This window comes from Pseudomonas sp. Colony2, assembly GCF_019382755.1.
Taxonomy (GTDB): Bacteria; Pseudomonadota; Gammaproteobacteria; order Pseudomonadales; family Pseudomonadaceae; genus Aquipseudomonas.
The window spans coordinates 4,022,054-4,041,695 of sequence record NZ_CP080030.1 but is presented as its reverse complement, the minus strand read 5'-3'; the positions used below and the strand labels follow the sequence as shown (position 1 = coordinate 4,041,695).

Sequence of the window (19,642 nt, the reverse complement as noted above, 5' to 3'; positions counted from 1 at the left end):
GCGACCGATGGAATCTCGTGGTACATGTTGAAGATCTCGCCTTCATCCATGGCCAGCGATTCGATGCAGTACTGGTAGGCGTGGGTGTGGATCGCTTCTTCGAAGGCCTGGCGCAGGATGTACTGGCGGCACTCCGGGTTGGTGATCAGGCGGTACACGGCCAGTACCAGGTTGTTGGCGACCAACGAATCCGCAGTGGAGAAGAAGCCGAGGTTGCGCATCACGATGCGACGTTCGTCGTCGGTCAGGCCTTCCGGGTTTTTCCACAGGGCGATGTCGGCGGTCATGTTGACCTCTTGCGGCATCCAGTGGTTGGCGCAGCCGTCGAGGTACTTCTGCCAGGCCCAGTCGTACTTGAAAGGTACGAGTTGGTTGAGGTCGGCGCGGCAGTTGATCATGCGCTTTTCGTCAACGGCGACGCGGGCGGCGGAGCCTTCGAGTTCGGCGAGGCCTTCGGCGACGTCGAGYTTGTCGAGGGCGGCCTTGGCSCGGATGATCGCGGCGGAGTCGCTGGCGGTCACGTTGCGGGCTTCAAGGGCGGCGGCAGCGCCGGCACCGTCGAGGCGGTCCATGTTGGCTTCGGTGGCGTGGCCGGCGTTGGCGCCCCGGATGACTACGTCACCGGTGTCTGGTTGATCTGCTTCATCCCAACTCAGCATTGAATTGCTCCTTCGTGGTCCGTCTGACGGCGTGGGCTTCGATTCACCCAGCGTGTTCAAAAATGTGCGTTTTGCAGGCTTCAAGGCATTGAAATACGGCGCATAGTGTGGTCGGTGTTCAGCGTTCTTGCACACTATGTAGTGGTTGTCTGTGTTTGTGGGCACACTATATGGGGTGTAACAACGATGGTCAACGCACAAGACCAGGCCGATGGTCGCAGGGCCATGACTAAAACTCACAGCCCCATGACTTTTAATGGTTACGGCCGCTACCCGGGCCAGTGCTAAAAATTCGCCAACCAGCTCCCCATAACAAAAAAGAGCGTTTGCGAAATGAAAGCACTTGATCTGTACATCGGCGAAGGCTTCGAAGGCCCAGGCGTCAATGCTGCCCACATCAACATCCTCATCGGCCCGCGCAACGGTCCGGCCGGCCAGGCGTTTGCCAACAGTTTGGCGTCGCCAAGCCAGGGCCATTGCCCGTTCATGGTGATTGCCCAGCCGAACATCCCGGTCAAACCCATGACCCTCTACGTCAACAAGGCCGCCATCGGCAGCGACCTGCACGGCAATGCCACCTGGGGCGCGTCCCAGGCCGGGATCGCCAAGGCGGTGCTCGAAGCCCTGCTCGACGGCACCCTGCCGCCGGAAGCCGAGGACGAGTGGGCGATTGTCACCGCCAACTGGGTCAACCCGGCCTGCGATGACCTGGATGCGGTCTACCTCAACAACTACAACGCCTGCCGCACCGCGATCCGCGCCGCCCTCACAGGCTTGCCGCACACCGCGCAACTGGCGGATGTGGTCAACCACATCAGCAACCCTTTCTACACGCCAAAAGCCTGAGGACATTCCCATGCAATACATCCGTTTGGGCAACTCCGGCCTGCAAGTCTCGCGCCTGTGCCTGGGCACCATGAACATGGGCACCCCGGACTGGAAACCGTGGATCTTCGACGAGAAACAAAGCGAACCCATCGTTGCCCATGCCCTGGCCAACGGTGTCAACTTCATCGACCTGGCGGACTTCTATTCCGCAGGCGTCGGCGAGGAAGTGGTCGGGCGCATCCTCAAGCGCGTTGCGCGCCGTGAAGACATCGTGGTCACCACCAAGGTCGGCTACGGCACCCGCAGCGGCATCAATGCCAGCGGCCATTCGCGCAAGCACATCATGGACAGCATCGACGCCTCCCTGAGCCGCCTTGGCATGGATTACGTCGACGTGTTCATGCTGCATTACTTCGACGTGAACACCCCGGTGGAAGAAACCATGGGCGCCCTCAACGACATCGTGCGTTCCGGCAAGGCGCGCTACATCGGCGTGTCGACCATGCTCACCGGGCAACTGGCAAAAATCCTCATGGCCTGCGAGCGCAATGGCTGGGTCAAGCCGATCAACATGCAGCTGCAACTGAACTGCGCCTACCGCGAGGAAGAGCGCGAGATGATCCCGTTCTGCCGCGACCAGGGCCTGGGCGTGTCGGTGTTCAGCCCGCTGGCCCGTGGCTTGCTCACCGGCGAAGTGCAGTCGACCCGCAACCAGACCGACTTCTTCACCCAGCAGATGTACAGCGACCAGGCGTCGTTCGACATCGCCCACTCGGTGCAACGTGTGGCCCGTGCCCGTGGCGTGTCCAACGCACAGATTGCCCAGGCCTGGGTGGCCAATCATCCGGGTGTGGACGTGATGCTGGTGGGCGCCGACACCACCGCACAATTTGATAGCGCGCTTGCAGCCCTCGACACCCAACTGGATGCCGAAGAACTGCACGAGCTGGAACGCAACTACACGCCCTGCGATGTGATCAACGACTACACCGCCGGCAAACGCATCTTGCGCAGCGCCCGTCCGGGCCTGGACCGTTTTAACCTGATAGAGGCCGTGGCATGAACCCGCTGATTCGCACAGGCAATTTCATTGATGGCCAATGGTCCAGCGGTGGGCCGGTCTACCCGGTGCGCAACCCGGCCAATGGTGCGCAGATCGCCGAAGTACAACGCGCCGGGGCTGAAGAAACCAACCTGGCCATTGCCGCCGCCAACCGCGCGTTGCCGGCCTGGCGCAAGCTCACCGCCAAGGAACGCAGCCAGCGCCTCAAGCGCTGGAGCGAGTTGATGCTGAGCAACCAGAAGGACCTGGCCCACCTGCTCAGCCTGGAACAGGGCAAGCCTCTGGCCGAAGCCATGGGCGAAGTGGTCTACGCCGCGAGCTTCCTCGAATGGTTTGCCGAAGAAGCCAAGCGTGCCTATGGCGACGTGATCCCGAGCCACAAGGCCGACGCGCGGATCATCGTGACCAAGGAAGCCATTGGCGTGGTCGCGGCGATCACCCCGTGGAACTTTCCCCTGGCCATGGTCACCCGCAAGGTCGGCCCGGCGCTGGCGGCGGGGTGCACGATGATTCTCAAACCGTCGGAAGAAACCCCGCTGTCGGCCTTTGCCCTGGCGGTGTTGGCAGAACAGGCCGGGATTCCGGCGGGCGTGTTCAACATCGTGTCCGGCGATGCCGTGGCCATCGGTGGCGCACTGCAAGCCTCCAGCATTGTGCGCAAGCTGTCCTTCACCGGCTCCACCCGCACCGGCAAGCTGCTGATGCGCCAGGCCGCCGACACCCTGAAAAAGGTCTCCCTGGAACTGGGCGGCAACGCACCCTTTATCGTGTTTGACGATGCCGACCTGGACGCTGCCGTCAAAGGCGCCATGGCTTCCAAGTTTCGCAATACCGGGCAGACCTGCGTCTGCGTCAACCGCTTCTTTATCCAGGACGGTGTGTACGATGCGTTCACCCGCAAGCTGGCCGAAGCGGTCTCTGCGATGCGCGTCGGCAGCGCCCTGGACGGCGAAACCGAACAAGGCCCGCTGATCAATGCGGCCGCGTTGGCCAAGGTTGAAGCCCACGTCGGCGACGCCCTCGAGAAAGGTGCCAAGCTGCTGTGCGGCGGCCGTCGCCATGCCTTGGGCGGGACGTTCTTCGAACCGACCATCCTCACCGAAGCCCACGGCGAGATGCTGATTGCCCAGGAAGAAACCTTCGGCCCGGTGGCGGCCTGCTTCCGCTTCAAGGACGAAGCCGAAGTGCTGCAACGGGCGAATGACACGCCGTTTGGCTTGTCCGCCTACTTCTACAGCCGCGACATCGGCCGCGTATGGCGCATGGCCGAAGGCCTGGAAGCGGGCATGGTCGGGATCAACGAAGGGATCATCTCCACCGAAGTCGCACCGTTTGGCGGGATCAAGGAGTCGGGCCTGGGCCGTGAAGGTTCCAGGTACGGCCTGGAGGATTACCTGGAGATCAAATACCTGTTGATGGGCGGTCTCTGACCCCATTTACCCAAACAACCCCGATCCAATGTGGGAGCGGGCTTGCTCGCGAAAGCGGTGGGCCTGCCACCACATGCATTGACTGACACACCGCCTTCGCGAGCAAGCCCGCTCCCACAGGGAAATGGGCTTGCCCGCTGTTACTCCGTCAAGAACAAAAATATGGAGAACACCATGTCCACCCAACCCATCAAAATCGACGACCTGCCCATCGGTCGCTTCCACCTTAAAATCGCCGGCCTGACCTTCGGTGCGCACTTCACCGACGGCTATATCCTCGGCCTGATCGGCATCGCCTTCACCTTGCTCAGCCCACAGATGCAACTGGACGCCTTCTGGCAAGGCCTGATCGGCGCCTCGGCCCTGATCGGCCTGTTTATGGGCAGCCTGTTCTTTGGCTGGATCTCCGACACCCTCGGCCGGCAGAAAATCTTCCTGGTCAGCTTCGTCCTGATCACCGTTGCCTCGGTGATGCAGTTCTATGCCGAAACCGCCATGGGCCTGTTCCTCTGCCGGGTGTTGATCGGTATCGGCCTGGGCGGCGACTTCAGCGTCGGCCACGCGATGCTTGCCGAGTTCTCACCCAGGAAACATCGCGGGGTACTGCTGGGCTCCTTCAGCGTGGTGTGGACGGTTGGTTACGTGGCCGCGACTTTCGTCGGCACCGCCATGCTCAGCCTCGGCGATGATGCCTGGCGCTGGATGCTCGCATCGTCGGCAATTCCTGCCGGGCTGATCCTGATCGCGCGCATCGGCACGCCCGAATCGCCGCGCTGGCTGGTCAACCAGGGCCGGATTGCCGAGGCCCGAGCCATCGTCAAGAAACACCTCGGCGAACACGTGGTCCTCGATGAAGAGCCGTCGACGCAAACCCGTTCCGGCTACGGCGTGCTGTTCAGCCGTGAATACCGCAAGCGCACCGCGTTCAACTGCCTGTTCTTCGTGTGCATCGTGATGCCGTACTTCGCCATCTACACCTTCCTGCCGTCGATCCTGCAGAAGATGGGCCTGGCCGAAGGTTTTGGCACCGAGCTGATGCTCAACCTGCTGCTGATCATCGGCGCCTTGATCGGCATCTGGTGCACCGTGAAATTCTCCCGGCGGGGCTTTCTGATCAACTCGTTCATCATCCTGGCGGCGGCGCTGTTCCTGCTGGCGGTATTGCCGGGCAGCATGGCGTGGTTGATGGTGCTGACGTTCGGCGTCTTCACCCTGGTGCTGTCGGCGGTGAGCAACCTGGTGGGCGTATTCCCGGCGGAGAGCTTCCCGACCGAAGTGCGGGCCAGCGGCATCGGCCTTGCCACAGCCGTCAGCCGCCTGGGTTCGGCGGTGAGTACCTTCCTGTTGCCGGTGAGCGTAGCGGGGATCGGCCTGAGCCCGACCATGGGCATCCTCGCCGCGATCCTGGTGCTGGGCGCGATCATCTCCTGGGCCTGGGCGCCGGAAACCAAGGCGCTGACCTTGAGCCAGGCGTGCAAGGCCGAGCCTGCGGTGTCAGGGATTGCTCACCCGGTTCAACCACTGCGTAAACAACCGAACCTTGGATAAACCCTGCTTGTCACTTGCCACATCCAGCCAATAGCCATACGGGCCGATCACCTCCACCGGGGTGATCGGCAGCAGGCTGCCATTCGCCAGTTCACGCTCGATCATCTGCCGGTCGATCACCGCCAGCCCACCGCCGGCCAGGGCGGTGTGGATCACCTGGTCCAGGGTGCTGAATTCCAGGCCCTGGCCTGCATCGATATCTTCCCGGCCCATGGCCGCCAGCCAGTTCTCCCAAACCTTCAAGCGCTTACCATCGTGCAGGATGTGCAGCAGCGGAAAGCGCCGCAGGTCGGGCGGCTGACCGTCGCTGAACAGTTCCGGGCTGGCGACGGCGATGTGGCGTTCCATCACCAACAGTTCACTGCTGCACTGCGTGGCCGCTTCCAGGCCGAAGCGGACCTGGCAGTCGATTTCCGCCAGGCTCGCGTGGGTGTTCTGGTGGGTGACGCTGAGGTTGATGTCCGGGTAACGCTCGCAAAACCGGCGCAGGTGGGCGGACAGCCAGCGGGTGGCCCAGGTGGGTGGCGCGACGATGCGCAGGCGCTGGCGCAGGTTGGGCACGCGCACGGCGTGCAGGGCGCGCTCGATATGGTCGAAGGCGTCGCTCAGGTGCGGGGAGAGGGCGAAGCCGGCTTCGGTCAGGGACAGGCCCTGGGGCGTGCGGATGAAGAGGGCGACGCCGAGGTAGTCTTCCAGTTGTTTGATCTGGCGGCTGACGGCGCCCTGGGTGACGTTGAGGCCCACGGCGGCCTGGCTGAAGCTGCGGTGGCGGGCGACTTCTTCGAAGACACGGAGCATGTTGAGGGAGGGCAGTTGGCGCATGAAATGGATTCCACACCTGTTGTTTTTATGGTGTTTTTGGCGGCCTCTTCGCGAGCAAGCCCGCTCCCACATTTGATCGGCGCCGCGGTCAAAATGTGGGAGCGGGCTTGCTCGCGAAGGCGTCAGTGAAGACGCCGCCTATTTTAGAAGTAGTAGCCAATGTTCATATACAACTGATTCTCCCACTGGTTACTCCCCCCAGCTCCCAAGCTCTCGGTATAGCTGCTCCCACCAATATACGGATCGTTCTTGCCGATCAACCACTCCGTGGCCACCCACAGTTTACTCACCGAAAACGACGTGCCCAGGATCACCCGCTGTGAGGTCTTGAACTGATCCTCGGACTTGTCAAACGCACTGTAGTTGGCATACAGCTTCACACCGCTGACCTGGTCAAACAGGTACTTGCCGCCCACGTCGTAGCTCAAGTCCGCCACATACAGATTGCCGCGGCTGGCCACGTTGAACGTGCCGTCATACCCGCCCAGGGTCACCACGCTGTCGGTGCCCGGGTTGCGCGGTGACATCTGCTGGCGTGCCGCCTGCAATTGCACGCCCCACGGGCCGTTCTTGCCCAGGTAGTGGATCGCCACCGCGTTGCGCCAGCCATCGTCGTTGGTGTCCTTGTTCTCCAGGGTGGAGGTCAGGCCGGACAGCCCGACTTCCGATTTCCATCCGCCCAGATCCATGGCCTTGGCCACCCGCACCACCACGGTGTTGCGTTCCTGGTTGTTGCTGCCGTCGCCCACGTAGCTGTCGGCCTCGGAGATCACGCTGGAGTAGGTCACGCCCTTGCTCGTGCCTTTGCCTTGCCACGCCGGGCGCAGGTAGTAACCGGCCTGGATGTTCCAGTCACCGCTTTGCTGGATGTACTTGGCGCCGACCTGCTGCACATCTTCCAGGCCGATCACGTTGCCCAGGGTTTCGTAGAAGGTGCTGCCGAAGTACGGCTGCAAGCCAAACGGCACGGTGTTCAGGCCCACTTGCACCTGCTGGTCGGGGTTGAACTTGTAGCCCACCCAGGCGAACTTGGCGAACTGGATATCGCCGTAGTTCTTGGTGTACTGGTACGGGTAGGAGCGCCCGTAGAAACGGTACTGCGCTTCGCCGATCCAGGTGTCGGAGTTGTACTTGGCGCTGAGGAACGCGGTATCCAGGCCGAACTTCTGGATGCCGCGATCCGGGTCGTAGTCCCAACGGGCGCGTATGGCGCCGCCGAGGTCCAGGTTGTCGGTGACTTGCACGGCCATGGCCGGTGCCGCAAGGGCGCCGAGCACAGGGACCAGGGCGATGTAACGAAGGGTTGGTCGCATGGTTTTGCTCTCGTTATTGGTTATTTTTTGGCAACAGCAGCCCCTTGCCGCAGCGAACGCTGCGACGCGGGGTAAAGGGTTGACTCAGTGCGCTTGCGGGCGAATCAGCCGCAACGGCGGGCCTGCCGTGGGCAGCTCCGAGGCGCCGGGGGCGGCGGCCAGCAAGGTCTGGGTGTAGGTGTTCTGGGGACGCAGCAGCACTTGCTCGGCAGTGCCGTATTCCACGACTTCGCCCTGGCGCATCACCGCGATGTAGTCGCTGATCTGCGCCGCCACCCGCAGGTCGTGGGTGATGAACAGGATGCTCAGGTTCAGGCGCTGCTGCAGTTCGGCCAGCAGTTCCAGCACCTGTTTCTGCACCGAGACATCCAGGGCCGACACGCTCTCATCGGCGATCAACACTTCCGGGCGCATCGCCAGGGCGCGGGCGATGCCGATGCGCTGGCGCTGGCCGCCGGAGAACTGCCGGGGCTTGCGCTTGAGGGCGTCGCGCTTGAGGCCCACCTGTTCCAGCAAATCACCGGCTTCAGCCCACGCATCCTTGGCCGACAACCCGCGCAATTGCGCAGCGCGGGCGATGATGTCGCCCACCCGGTGCCGAGGATTGAGCGAGCCATACGGGTCCTGGAAAATCATCTGGATGCGCCGACGATTCGCCGCCAGCGCCGAGCCGCGCAGGGCCAGGAAGTCGGTGTCACCGACCCATACGTGGCCGCTGTCGCTGTCCACCAGGCGGATCGCGGCTTTCACCAACGTGCTTTTGCCCGAACCGGACTCGCCGACAATCGCCAGGGTCTTGCCCCGTGGCAGTTGCAGCGAGACATTGCGCAAGGCCGCCACCGAGCTGCCGCCGACGGTGTAGGTCTTGGTCAGGTGCTCGATGCGCAATGCCAGCTCGCCGTCGGCACTCGGCTTGTGCAGCTCCGGGTGCAGCGCCGGCACGGCCGCAATCAGCTTGCGGGTGTAGGCGTGGGCCGGGGCATTCAGCACCTGGTCGCGCTCGCCGATTTCCACCAGCCGGCCGCCTTCCATCACCGCGATACGGTCGGCAATCTGCGCCACCACGCCGAAGTCATGGGTGATAAACAGAATGCCGTGTTGCCCGCGGCCGCGCAGCTCGCGCACCAGCTTCAGCACCTGCGCCTGGGTGGTCACGTCCAGCGCCGTGGTGGGCTCGTCGGCGATCAGCAGGTCCGGGTTCATCGCCAGCGCCATGGCAATCACCACTCGCTGGCATTGGCCACCGGACAACTGGTGGGGAAAGCTGTTGGCGATGCGTGGCGGGTCTGGCAGTTGGGTGGATTCCAGCAACGCGAGCATGCGCTCGCGGCGTTCAGCGGCAGGCATCTGCGGTGCGTGAATATCGAAGATCTCTTCCACTTGCTTGCCAATGCGAATCGCCGGGTTCAGCGCCGCCATGGGCTCCTGGAAAATCATCGCGATACGGTTGCCCCGCAGCTGGCGCAAACGCTCCTCGTCGAGGGTGCAAATGTCATCGCCGAGGAAGTCGATCACGCCTTCGGTATGCCGCAAACCCTTGGCATAGTCGCCCATGATCGCCGCCGACAGCACGGACTTGCCGGAGCCGGACTCGCCGATCACGCAGAGGATTTCGCCCTTGCGCACCTCCAGGCTGATGCCTTGCACCGCGTGGCTGCGGTCGGCGCCGGCGGGCAATTCGATGGACAGGTTCTGCACCCGCAGTACTTGCGTGTGGTTCATGCTCAACTCCTTGCGCCTTTCTGGGCGTGTTCATCCAGGCCGTCCGCCAACAGGCTCAGGCCCAGCATCAGGGTGGAGATGGCGATGCACGGGAAGATCACCAGGTGCGGGAAGGCGATGGCCATGGCGCGGCCGTCATTGATCATGCCGCCCCAGTCCGGTGTGGGCGGCGGCAGCCCGAGGCCCAGGAAGCCGAGGGCGCCGATCATGATCGCGGTGTAGCCGATGCGCAGGCAAAAATCGACAATCAGCGGCCCGCCGCAGTTGGGCAGGATTTCCACCAGCATGATCCGCAGCGAGCCCTCGCCCTGGGTGATGGCGCTGAGCACGTAGTCTCGCGAGCGAATATCGATGGTCAGGGCGCGCATGATCCGGAAGATCGCCGGTGCGCTGGTGAAGGTCACCGCAATCAGGATATTCAGCGCCGAAGCACCGAGGGCGATGATGATCACGATGTACAACACCAGCACCGGGAACGACAGCACCGTGTCGGCCACATAGGACAGCACGCTGTCGACCCAGCCGTTGAAGTAGCCGGCGCACAGGCCCATGGCGATGCCCACGGCAAACGCGGTGAGCGTGGCGAGGATCGACCAGAACAGCACGGTACGGGTGCCCCAGATCAGCCGCGAGAGAATGTCGCGGCCAATCATGTCGGTGCCCAGCAGGAAGCTCTGGCCGTTGTCGCCGACGGTCATTGGCGTGAGCAAGGGCGTGAAGCTTTCCAGCGGATCATGGGGCGCGATCCACGGTGCGAACAGCGCGATCAGCACCCAGCCGCCCACCAGCAGCAGGCCGAGCAATGCCAAGGGATGTTTGAACGAGTGCAGCAGGTTCATTGGGCACCTCCGCCGAGGCTGCGCAGGGTGATGCGCGGGTTGAGCCAGGTGTAGGCCAGGTCCGAGAAGATCTTGGTGATGCCCACCACCACGGCACTGACCATCGCGCAGGCTTCGATCAGGTACACGTCATGGTTCAGCGAGGCCGTGTACAGCAGCGAGCCGAAGCCCTTGTAGGCGAAGAACACCTCCACCACGATCACGTTCGACAGCAGCCACGGGATGTACAGCATGATCACCGTGACCGGCGCGATCAGCACATTGCGCAGGGCATGCCGCAGCACAATGCGTGAGGTCGACGCCCCCTTGAGCCGCGCCGTGCGGATGTACGGCGCCTGCATCACTTCCACCATCGAGGCCCGGGTGATGCGCGCGAGGTAACCGATGCCGAACAGGCACAGCACCATCAGTGGCAGCACCAATTGCACGACGTTGAAGCCTTCGCTCATGCTGCTCACACCGGGCAGCCAGTTAAGCCAGAACACAAAGATCGCGGAGACGAAAACCGCGCTGGCGAAGTCGGGAATCGAGGTGGTGACGATCGACAGGAACGACACCAGGCGGTCCAGCGCCGAGCCCTGGCGAATCCCGGCCAGAATGCCGAGGGTCAACGCCACCGGTACCATCACCAGCAAGGCCAGGCCGGCCAGGGTCAGGGTTTGCGCGAGGTTCGGCAGCAGCAGCTTGATCACTGATTCGCGAAAGTACACCGAGGTGCCCCAGTCGCCGCTGACAAAGTCCTTGAGCCACACCAGGTAGCGCCACACAAAGGGTTGGTTATAGCCATGTTCCACCAGCCACGCGGCGCGCTGGTCGGCCGCGGAGTAGGGGCCGAGGACGTTGATCGCCACGTCTTCTATATTCAGTTCCAGGGCCAGGAACACGATCAATGACACCGACAGCAGGGTCGCCACCAGCGCCAATAACTTGCGCATCAGAAAATGAGCCATGGGTGCATGCTCCGACTGTTCAAGGGATGCCTGCCCGTGTGCGGGCAGGGAGGAGGGCGTGCGCTAAATCAAGCGCTCATCCACACACTGTCCATCGGGTAGAAGTCGGAAGGGTGCACCTGGAAGCCCTGGACCTTTTTGCTCACGGCGGTGAACTTGTCGCCCCAGAACGGCTGCACGATCACGCAGGCGTCCTGCAGGATGCGTTCGACATTTTCCATCGCCACGGCGCGCTGTTTCGGGTCGATGATGCCCATGGCCTTGTCCAGCGCGGCATCGAACGCCGGGTCGCTGTAATGGCTTTCGTTCCAGGCACCACCGCCACGGTAGGCCAGTTCCAGGGACATTACGCCCAGCGGGCGGTGGGCCCAGTAGGTCAGGCTGAAGGCGGCCTTGTCCCAGATCGGCCAGTACTGTGCAGCAGGGATCACTTTGAGGTTGATGCGGATCCCGGCTTCCAGGCAGTTCTGTTGCAGGATCTGCGCGCAGTCCTGTTCATAGCGGCCCTGGGTGTTGCCGACGATCAGGTCAATGTCGATGCCGTTGGGGAAGCCGGCTTCGGCCAGCAGCTTCTTGGCCGCCGCCACGTCGCGGTTGCGCTTGGGCAGCGGGAAATATTCGGGGTGGGAAGGCGCCACATGATGGTCTTCGCCGAGGGTGCCCATGCCGCGATAGGCGATCTTCAGCATCTGCGCGTTATCGGCGCACAGCACCACCGCCTTGCGGATGCGCAGGTCGGTGAACGGCTTCTGGTCGCAGGCCATGCGCATCACCACGGTTTGCGCCGACTTGCAGGTCAGCAACTGGGCCCCGGGCAAGCGCTTGGCCAGGTCCAGTTCAGCCACCGTCACGCGGTACAGCACGTCGACTTGCCCGGCTTGCAGGGCGGCGAGGTGGGTGGACACGTCGGTGCCCATGTCGATGTAGCGCAACTCGTCAAGGTTGGCTGGTTTGCCCCAGTAATCGGCGCGCTTGGCGAAGGTCGCCTGCTTGTTCACGGCGAATGAAACCAGCTTGAACGGCCCGGTGCCCAGCGGGTTTTTCGCCCAGTCGTCACCGGCCTTGAAGCTGCGGTGCACGATGGCGCAGGTGAAGGCGTTGAGCATCTCCGGGATCGCCAGGATCGGCCGCTTGAGCACCAGGCGGAACTGGAACTCGCTGACTTTTTCGAAGGCCTTGATGTCCTGGAACGCGGTGCGGTTCACCGACTTGGAATCGGCGGCGATCCAGCGTTCGATATTGTGCTGCACGTCGTCGACGTTGAAGGTGTCGCCGTTGCTCCACTTCACGTTCTGGCGCAGGTTGAAGGTCCAGGTAGCGAGGTCTTCCGACGGGCTCCAGCTCTCGGCGAGGTAAGGGTGGGTGATGTTGTCGGCGTCGACCCAGGTCAGGTATTCCACCGAGTTGCGCAGCAGGTTCGAGGCTTCGATCCAGGTGATCAGCATCGGGTCCTGGATTTCCTGGATCGCGCAGGCAAACCGCAGGCTGCCGCCCTGGCGTGGCTCGGCGGCCTGGGCGTCATTGCCCAGCAGTGCGGAACCGAGAAAGGTGCTGGCACTGGCGACGGTGATGCCCAGCAGCGCGGCCGTGCGCAGGAATTGGCGGCGGTTGATTTCGCCGCTTTGCACTTGGGCACACAGATCATTTACGGCTGGATGCGGCGCGGCGCCGTCCAGGGTAGTCAATTCTTTCATAAGCCTCTCCGGTACTTGCGAATATGCGTTTTTTTGTTGAACCGCAAGGGTCAATGGCAAGCGCCGCGAAGGCGTGACCGTGACCGCTGTGAAGCCGGCAGAAGAACAAGGCGCAACGAAGTCGGGAGGGTGGCAATGGGACAGGACATAGGGCAGCTCTCATGTTGTTTTTATTAGAGATGCCCGCAGTTTTGTCATTTGCGCAAAGATCGACAAACGACAAATTCTGCGTTGGAACGTTCTATAAACGCATGTTACATATCGCTCCCCACCGACCGATCGTTCCCACGCTCTGCGTGGGAATGCCGCCCCGGACGTTCCGCGTCCCCTCTGCGAAACGGTGACGCAGAGCGTCACGGGATGCATTCCCACGCAGAGCGTAGGAACGATCAGTACCTCAACAAGCGCGGGTCGAACGGGTAGTCGGAGAGCAACTCGATGCCGTGTTCGTGGATGTAGATCTGCTCTTCGAGCTTGACCCCTTCGCCGCCGTCGTCGTGGCCGATGTAGCTTTCAACGCAGATGGTCATGCCGGCTTCGAACACGCCGTCGTAGCCCAGGGCATCAATGTCTTCGCGATGCACCACGTAGGGGTATTCACCGGTCATGCCAACCCCGTGCACCAGGGCGAAGTAACGGTTGTTTTTGTAATGCTCGGGAATCTTCCAGGCCAGTTCCGCGTACTCCTTGAAACTGCGCCCGGCCTTGAGCATTTCCATGTTGGTCTGCACTTGCTCGTAGGCCAGTTTGTACAGCTCCTGCTGCTTGGCGGTGGCGGTTTGTTCACCGCACAGGAAGGTCCGCGAGAAGTCGGCGTAGTAGCCGAAACGCCCGACCACGTCAGTGTCCAGCGCTACCAGGTCGCCGGCTTCGATGGGCCGGGTGCTGCACTCCTGGAACCACGGGTTGGTGCGTGGGCCGGAGGACAGCAGGCGGGTCTCGACGTAATCACCGTCGGTGGCGATCACGTGCTGGTGCAGGTGCGACCACAGCTCGTTCTCGCTGATGCCGGGGGTGAGTTTGCTTTCCATCAGGCGCACCCCGGCTTCAGTGGCACGCAGGCTGGCGCGGATCATCTTGAGTTCGTTCGGCACCTTGATGCAGCGCGCACGTTCCAGCGGTTCCTGGGCATCAAATATCTGATAGCCGAGCTTTTGCAGTTCGAAGGCCGCAGCGGAGGTGGCGCTTTCAATGGCGATGCGTTTGCCGCCGCCGCATTTGCGCACCAGCTCATCGATTTCCGCGGCCCAGTCGGCGGTGACATTGCCCAGGAAACTTTCGCAGAAGTAATAGGAGATGGCTTTGGCCGGGCGCACTTCATCGACGGTGTTGAGGGTTTCGGCCAGGTGCAGGCAGCCGCCGAACTCGAACACCACCACCGGGCCTTCTGCCGGGATAAACGCATAGCGGGCCGGGTTGCGCGCCGAGTACACCTGCATGTTGCGTGAGCCGGTGGCGTAGCGCATGTGGGTAGGGTCGAACAGTACGCAGGCGGCGTAGTCGCGTTTTTTCAGCTCGTTGCGTACCCGTTGCAGACGGTCCAACTGGATCTGCTGGATCTCGTCATGGGTAGGTTCGCAGTCAGCGGGGTTGCGGTTGGGGCCGGACAGACTCATAGGGTGTTCCTCGCAGGGCAAATACGGTTTCAAGGTTTCTTAGGTGTGAATCAGTCGAGCAACTGGTCGCTGCGGACCAGGTTGCGTTCGGCTTGCAGATGGGCTTCGGACAGGCGTCCGTAAAGCTGCTTGGTGCGCTGGGCACGGCCAATGATTCCGGGCTTTTCGGAGTAGGCGAAGATCGCCGTGTTGCGCTCGGTGGCGCCTTCCACGCGGGTCACCCGGTGCACCGAAAAACGCCCTTTGAATATCTGCAAATCGCCGGGATTCAGCTCCAGTTCCTGCACCCGCGAACGGTCCTCGCCACGCACCACCTTGCCGACGGCGCCGAGGTTCTCCTGGGTGCGCGAGCGAATCATCGGCGCGTACTCGAACAGGCCGCCGGCCTCGGGCTTCTGGGTCATCATGCTGACGATGAATTCGTTGGTATCGAAGTGCCAGGGCTGCTCGGTGCCGTCCGGCATCACGTTGATCACCAGCCCGGCGAACGGGTCGGCGTACTCGAAGATTTCCGGCTCATTCAGGCAGGCACCGATAAAGCGTTTCATCATCGGCGACACGTACAGCCGGTGGATGATCGCGTCCGGGGCGATCATGTCGCGGGTCACAAAGCCGCTGGTGCGCTCCATGAACGTGCGGCGCGGGTCATCGTGGGGCAGGGAGGTGTCGTCCTCGGTGAAGTAGGCGTTGACCTTGCGCACTGAATAAAACGTCTTGCCCGACAGCGCCAAACCTTCCAGGCGCGCCTGCTCAAGCGCCGCGGGGCGCAGGAAGTTCTTCAGCAGGCAGCAACCGTCTTCGGCCAGTTCGGCCCGGGCGTGTTCGATCAGGGCCTGTAATTGAACATGGCCCGAATCATGTATGGGATACAGCTCGGTATTAATAATGTCGCTGATATCGCCCACTTCAGCGTCAGCAAGTTGAAGGCTCATGCAAGACTCCCGGAACTATCAGTTGGTGTTTTTTGGCTGACCCGATAGTTGCTGAACGAGGTGCAAAGTGGAAATTACAAGTTGTGATCGAATCCATCGGCGAGGGCGATAGTTATGTCGGGCGAACTGGATGGCACCCTGCTTAAAGTGTTTGTGGCAATTATCGAGTGCCAGGGGTTTTCGGCGGCCGCCGAGCGCCTGCACAAGACCCAATCCACCGTCAGCCAGAGCCTGCAACGCCTGGAAGACATCGTCGGCACGCCACTGATCCGCCGTACCAGCCGCTCGGTGGGCCTGACCCCCGGTGGCGAAACCTTTTTGATCTACGCCCGGCAGATCCTCAAGCTGCACAGCGAGGCCGTCAGCGCCGCGCAATTGCCCAATCAACAGGTGTGTATCCACCTCGGCATGCCCGAGGACTACGCCGAGTACTGCCTGGGCGGGATGCTCAAGGACTTCCAGGCGCAGTTCTCCCAGGTACGGCCCGATGTGTGCTGCGAGATGTCGACGGCCCTGGTGGGGCGCCTGCAACGGGGCGAGCTGGACCTGGTGCTGGGGGTGGAACACGCAGGTTTGCACAGCGGGGAATACCTGTGCGACGAGCCGTTGGTGTGGGTCGCGGCGCCCAGCTGGAGTTGCGTGGGGCGTCAGTCGGTGCCGTTGGCGGTGTACGCCGAAGGCTGCGCGTTCCGTGCGAACGCCGTGCAGGCGCTGGCCCAGTCCGGGCGCTCGTGGCAGGTGGTTTACACCAGCCAAAGCCCTCGCGGCATTGCGATTGCGATCGAGCAGGGCTTGTCGGTGGGCGTGATGGCGCGGCGCCTGGTGCCACCCGACTGGCAGATTCTGGACGAGCGCCAGGGCTTCCCGCCGATTGCCCCGGCGCGCCTGATGTTCTGGCGTTCAGCCGGTTGCCAGGTGCCGGAAGTGGATGCCCTGGTGGAGATTCTGCGCCGGCAACTGGGCCACTCAGGGCATCTGGGCGGCCAGCGCTTCGCGGGTGTGTCGCTGGGCCATGCGCTTGAGCAATAACAGGCTGGCCAACACCCAGGCCGCGATCCAGCCGTGCACCACCGCAAATTCGCCAGTGACTTGCAGCAGCCAGCCGCACAAGGCATTGCCGGTGGCACTCGCCAGGCCGTAGCTGACCATGCTCAGGCTCACCACTTTCAGGCTGTGCACCGGGCTGAGCCGGGCACCGACGTAGGCAGCCATCAAGCCCCAACACGGGAAATAGAACAGCGCGAACAGCCCGGCCGCCAGCCAGCTCAGTACCAGGCTCGGGTGCCCGAGCAAGCCGAGCATGCTCAGACCAAACGCGCCGATACTCAGGGCCATCACCCGCAACGCCCCCCAACGATCTGCCAGCGTGCCCAGCAGCAAGCCGCCGATCACACCGCCGATCCCGATCAGCGTCCACATCGAGCCGGTGGCGGAAGCGCTGGCCTGTAGCTGCTCGCTGACGAACGCCGACAGGAAATTCAGAAACGGCCCGCTGATGGCGCCGATAAACGCGCTGAGCAAGACGATCTGCATTGCCACCGGTTGTGCCACGCACAACTTCAGCCATTGGCGCAGCACTTGGTTCAGCGCCGGCGCCATGGTCTCGCGTGGTGCCGGTTGCTTGATTGGGGCCAGTGCCCACAGGGTCAACAGCGTGACAACCAGCGTCAACCCGGCGCAGATCAGCCAGAACTGGCGCAACGACAACCCCTGCAACAGCGCGATCAACAGCCCGTTCAAGCACAGCGCAAAGGCTGAGCCCGAGGACGCCAGCCCGAGCACCCGGCTGCGATGTGTAGTCGGGATCACCTCTTGAGCGAGGGCCGAAATCGCGTTCCAGTTCGACACCGCGCACGCCGACACCAGTGCCAGGCACAGGGCAAACGGCAGCACCCACGGCGTGGCGACGGCCAGGGCCAGCAGGGCGGGGCTGAGGACGATGGTCAGGCGCACCATATTGCGCGGGCTGATCCACGCCGCCGCCAGGCCGCTGGCAATCGAGGCGCCCATGTAGAACAGCTGCAACAGCGCGGCGATCAATGCGGCCTGGCTGTAACTGAGCTCAAAGGCCAGGCGGATCTGCGGCAACAGCGCCGAATACAGGAACACACTGAAACCGTGGGTGGTGGCGTTGCAGGCGGTAAACACCAGTGCCAGCAAGCCAATACTTCGCCGGGATGAAACGGGTGCGTTCGGCATGACGATGACTCGATAAGTTAATCGCGAAAGAGAGGGGCGAAGTTACAGGAAGTACATCGGCAGACTAGCGTTTATAGCCTGGCGACGACCAATGCTTAATTGTCTTAGTGTGCGTGCGTTATACGCAGGCTATTTATTCGTGAGCGACGGTCTGTAGCGATAAACGACACTTTCAGCGTTTGTGGCGATTAATTGTTTGTCAGGCTGGGGTGCTACCGCTGACCCAATACAAAAAGGTATGTTGTGCAGGTTATTTCCCCTGTGCTCCCGAGTGTCGTCCATGAAACGCAAAATGCCCGGTCTCAACGCCCTCAAAGCTTTCGAAGTCGCCGGCAGTACCGGCAGTTTTACCCGGGCCGCCGAGCTGTTGAACGTCACGCAGAGTGCGGTCAGCCGCCAGGTGCGCCAGCTTGAAGAACAGTTGGGCGAGGCCCTGCTGGAGCGTCGTCACCATCACCTGGAATTGACCAGTGCCGGGCGGGTATTGCTGCGGGCGTTGCACCAGTCGTTCGACAAGATCGAGTTGACGGTGCGCAGCATCCAGCAGAAGTCCCATGCCAATCGGCTGCACATCAATGCGCCGCCGACGTTTACCAATCGTTGGTTGATGCCGCGGTTGGGGCGCTTGCGCGAGCAGCATCCGGAGTTGGAGTTGAGCATTACCACGCGGTTGCAGGACAGCCTGGCGGAGACCAGTACGCTGGATTGTGCGATTCGGTTTGGCGATGGGGAATGGGATGGGTTGGACAGCTCGTTGTTGATTCAGGAGCGGCATATCGCGGTGTGTGCGCCGTCGTTGTATGCCCGGGAGTGGAGTGACGGGATTGATCTGAATCGCATGACGCTGCTGCATGTGCTGGCGCGGGAGGATCAGCGGTATCTGACGTGGAAGCATTGGCTGGATGCGGCGCGGATCAGTGGGGTTGATATCGAGGGGGGGTATGAGTTTGACCTGCTGGATTTGGCGATTCGGGCGGCGATCGATGGGTTGGGGATTACCATTGCGGATTGGCATATGGTCGCTTCGGAGTTGGCCAGTGGGCAGTTGACGCAGGTGCTGAATGTGCATGTGGAGGGGCATCAGTCGTATTGGCTGGTGACCCGGCCGGAGCAGACGGATACGCCGCAGTTGCAGGTGTTTGCGCAGTGGTTGCAGGAGGAGATTTGGTTGGCTCAGCGGCAGTTGGAGCCTTCTTTGGCGGCTGTTTGATTCGGTGTACATATCCGTTATTTAGGTAACGGCGACTTATGGTTCCGCTCTTACAGCGGGTCACTTTTGGCAAACGCCCCAAAAGTAACCAAAAGGTCTTTGCCCCACCACTCGGTGCCTCGCTTAGGCTCGGCATGCCCGCACTCCGGCACGGCTCCGCGGGCCGCCGCGACGGGCCATCCATGGCCCGGCGCGGCTAAATCGGCATCCTTGCCGATTTACCCGCTCCACCGTGCCTACTTGCGGCCATCGTGGTTGACGGGGCCCGCAGATCAAGATCAAAAGCAAGAGCACAGCGGCCTACCGGCCGGCTTGAGTGTTAAAAGCAAAGAYCAGAGCGAAAGCAGATCTGCTTTTCTGTGGGAGCGGGCTTGCTCGCGAAAAACCTGAGAGCGCCGCGTTCATCCAGAATGCCCGCGTCATCGTTAACGACCTTCGCGAGCAAGCCCGCTCCCACATTTTTTGGACCGTGCCCGCTTTAGATTTTGATTTTGCTCTTCAACACTCAAGCCGGCCGGTAGGCCGCTGTGCTCTTGATCTGCTTTTGATCTTGATCTTGGGCGCCCCGTTAAACCACGCTGGCCGAACGCAGGCTTTGGAGCGTGGGTAACCCGGCAGGACGCCGGGTTAGCCGTCCTGGGCCAAGGATGGCCCATGACGGCGGCCCACGGTCCAAAGCCGGAGTGAGGGCACACCGAGCCTAGGCGAGGTGCCGAGTGGTGGGGCAAGAGCGTTTTGCTTACTTTTGCGCTTTTCAAAAGTGAGCCGCTGTAAGAGCGGAACCATAGGCGGCCTTTACCTAAATAACGGATATACA

General features: G+C 62.2%; 16 protein-coding genes. 6 read left to right on the top strand and 10 right to left on the bottom strand.

All coding sequences use genetic code 11. The features are described 5' to 3' along the window. On the bottom strand, window positions 1-659 hold a 659-nt coding region (locus JV201_RS29775; protein WP_257903229.1), incomplete at its 3' end, for a ribonucleotide-diphosphate reductase subunit beta. Between the two features lie 333 nt (window positions 660-992). Here JV201_RS29775 and fae point away from each other — a divergent pair. The 4 genes from fae (at window position 993) to JV201_RS15930 (ending at window position 5,528) form a co-directional block, all read left to right on the top strand. Next, entirely contained in the window at window positions 993-1,505 is a 513-nt protein-coding gene (fae, locus tag JV201_RS15945) for a formaldehyde-activating enzyme (RefSeq protein WP_003212394.1), read from the top strand. A 10-nt stretch (window positions 1,506-1,515) separates the two neighbouring features. Further along, window positions 1,516-2,550 carry an aldo/keto reductase gene (locus JV201_RS15940; protein WP_102606526.1) on the top strand — a complete coding sequence of 345 codons (1,035 nt, stop codon included), beginning with the start codon at window positions 1,516-1,518 and terminating at the stop codon, window positions 2,548-2,550. Then, window positions 2,547-3,980, top strand: a complete 1,434-nt coding sequence (locus JV201_RS15935) for an NAD-dependent succinate-semialdehyde dehydrogenase (RefSeq protein WP_087694400.1) — start codon at window positions 2,547-2,549, stop codon at window positions 3,978-3,980. The genes JV201_RS15940 and JV201_RS15935 overlap by 4 nt, the downstream gene beginning before the upstream one ends. Window positions 3,981-4,154: 174 nt before the next feature. Next, complete coding sequence (locus JV201_RS15930) at window positions 4,155-5,528, top strand: MFS transporter (protein ID WP_023658895.1); 1,374 nt, start codon at window positions 4,155-4,157, stop codon at window positions 5,526-5,528. Here JV201_RS15930 and JV201_RS15925 read toward each other — a convergent pair. From JV201_RS15925 to JV201_RS15890, 8 genes are all read right to left on the bottom strand, one after another. Then, window positions 5,475-6,350 (bottom strand): LysR substrate-binding domain-containing protein, encoded by an 876-nt coding sequence (locus JV201_RS15925; RefSeq protein ID WP_008432889.1) that lies wholly within the window; start codon window positions 6,348-6,350, stop codon window positions 5,475-5,477. The genes JV201_RS15930 and JV201_RS15925 overlap by 54 nt on opposite strands. Window positions 6,351-6,493: 143 nt before the next feature. Continuing rightward, a complete protein-coding gene (locus tag JV201_RS15920; RefSeq protein WP_219405702.1) occupies window positions 6,494-7,663 on the bottom strand; it encodes a hypothetical protein in 1,170 nt (389 codons plus the stop codon). An 84-nt stretch (window positions 7,664-7,747) separates the two neighbouring features. Then, entirely contained in the window at window positions 7,748-9,385 is a 1,638-nt protein-coding gene (locus JV201_RS15915; protein WP_177040192.1) for an ABC transporter ATP-binding protein, read from the bottom strand. Window positions 9,386-9,387: 2 nt separating this feature from the next. Further along, complete coding sequence (locus JV201_RS15910; protein WP_134326767.1) at window positions 9,388-10,224, bottom strand: ABC transporter permease; 837 nt, start codon at window positions 10,222-10,224, stop codon at window positions 9,388-9,390. Then, on the bottom strand, window positions 10,221-11,174 hold the full coding sequence (locus JV201_RS15905; protein WP_219405701.1) for an ABC transporter permease: 954 nt from the start codon (window positions 11,172-11,174) through the stop codon (window positions 10,221-10,223). Before JV201_RS15905 ends, JV201_RS15910 begins: the two co-directional genes overlap by 4 nt. Before the next feature lie 68 nt (window positions 11,175-11,242). Further along, a complete protein-coding gene (locus JV201_RS15900) occupies window positions 11,243-12,868 on the bottom strand; it encodes an ABC transporter substrate-binding protein (RefSeq protein ID WP_134326765.1) in 1,626 nt (541 codons plus the stop codon). Window positions 12,869-13,257: 389 nt separating this feature from the next. Beyond that, on the bottom strand, window positions 13,258-14,484 hold the full coding sequence (locus JV201_RS15895; protein WP_219405700.1) for a Xaa-Pro peptidase family protein: 1,227 nt from the start codon (window positions 14,482-14,484) through the stop codon (window positions 13,258-13,260). Between the two features lie 50 nt (window positions 14,485-14,534). Further along, entirely contained in the window at window positions 14,535-15,416 is an 882-nt protein-coding gene (locus JV201_RS15890) for a hypothetical protein (protein WP_008432881.1), read from the bottom strand. A gap of 114 nt (window positions 15,417-15,530) precedes the next feature. Here JV201_RS15890 and JV201_RS15885 point away from each other — a divergent pair, with 114 nt between their 5' ends. After that, window positions 15,531-16,445 carry a LysR family transcriptional regulator gene (locus JV201_RS15885; protein WP_134326764.1) on the top strand — a complete coding sequence of 305 codons (915 nt, stop codon included), beginning with the start codon at window positions 15,531-15,533 and terminating at the stop codon, window positions 16,443-16,445. On the opposite strand, the gene JV201_RS15880 is transcribed toward JV201_RS15885, so the two are convergent. Next, on the bottom strand, window positions 16,383-17,615 hold the full coding sequence (locus JV201_RS15880; RefSeq protein WP_219405699.1) for an MFS transporter: 1,233 nt from the start codon (window positions 17,613-17,615) through the stop codon (window positions 16,383-16,385). The two genes, JV201_RS15885 and JV201_RS15880, sit on opposite strands and share 63 nt — an antisense overlap. 280 nt (window positions 17,616-17,895) lie before the next feature. Here JV201_RS15880 and JV201_RS15875 point away from each other — a divergent pair, with 280 nt between their 5' ends. Continuing rightward, the gene (locus JV201_RS15875; protein ID WP_032899060.1) at window positions 17,896-18,825 is read left to right on the top strand and encodes a LysR substrate-binding domain-containing protein; all 930 of its coding nucleotides are present in this window, start codon (window positions 17,896-17,898) and stop codon (window positions 18,823-18,825) included. Window positions 18,826-19,642: the final 817 nt, after the last annotated feature.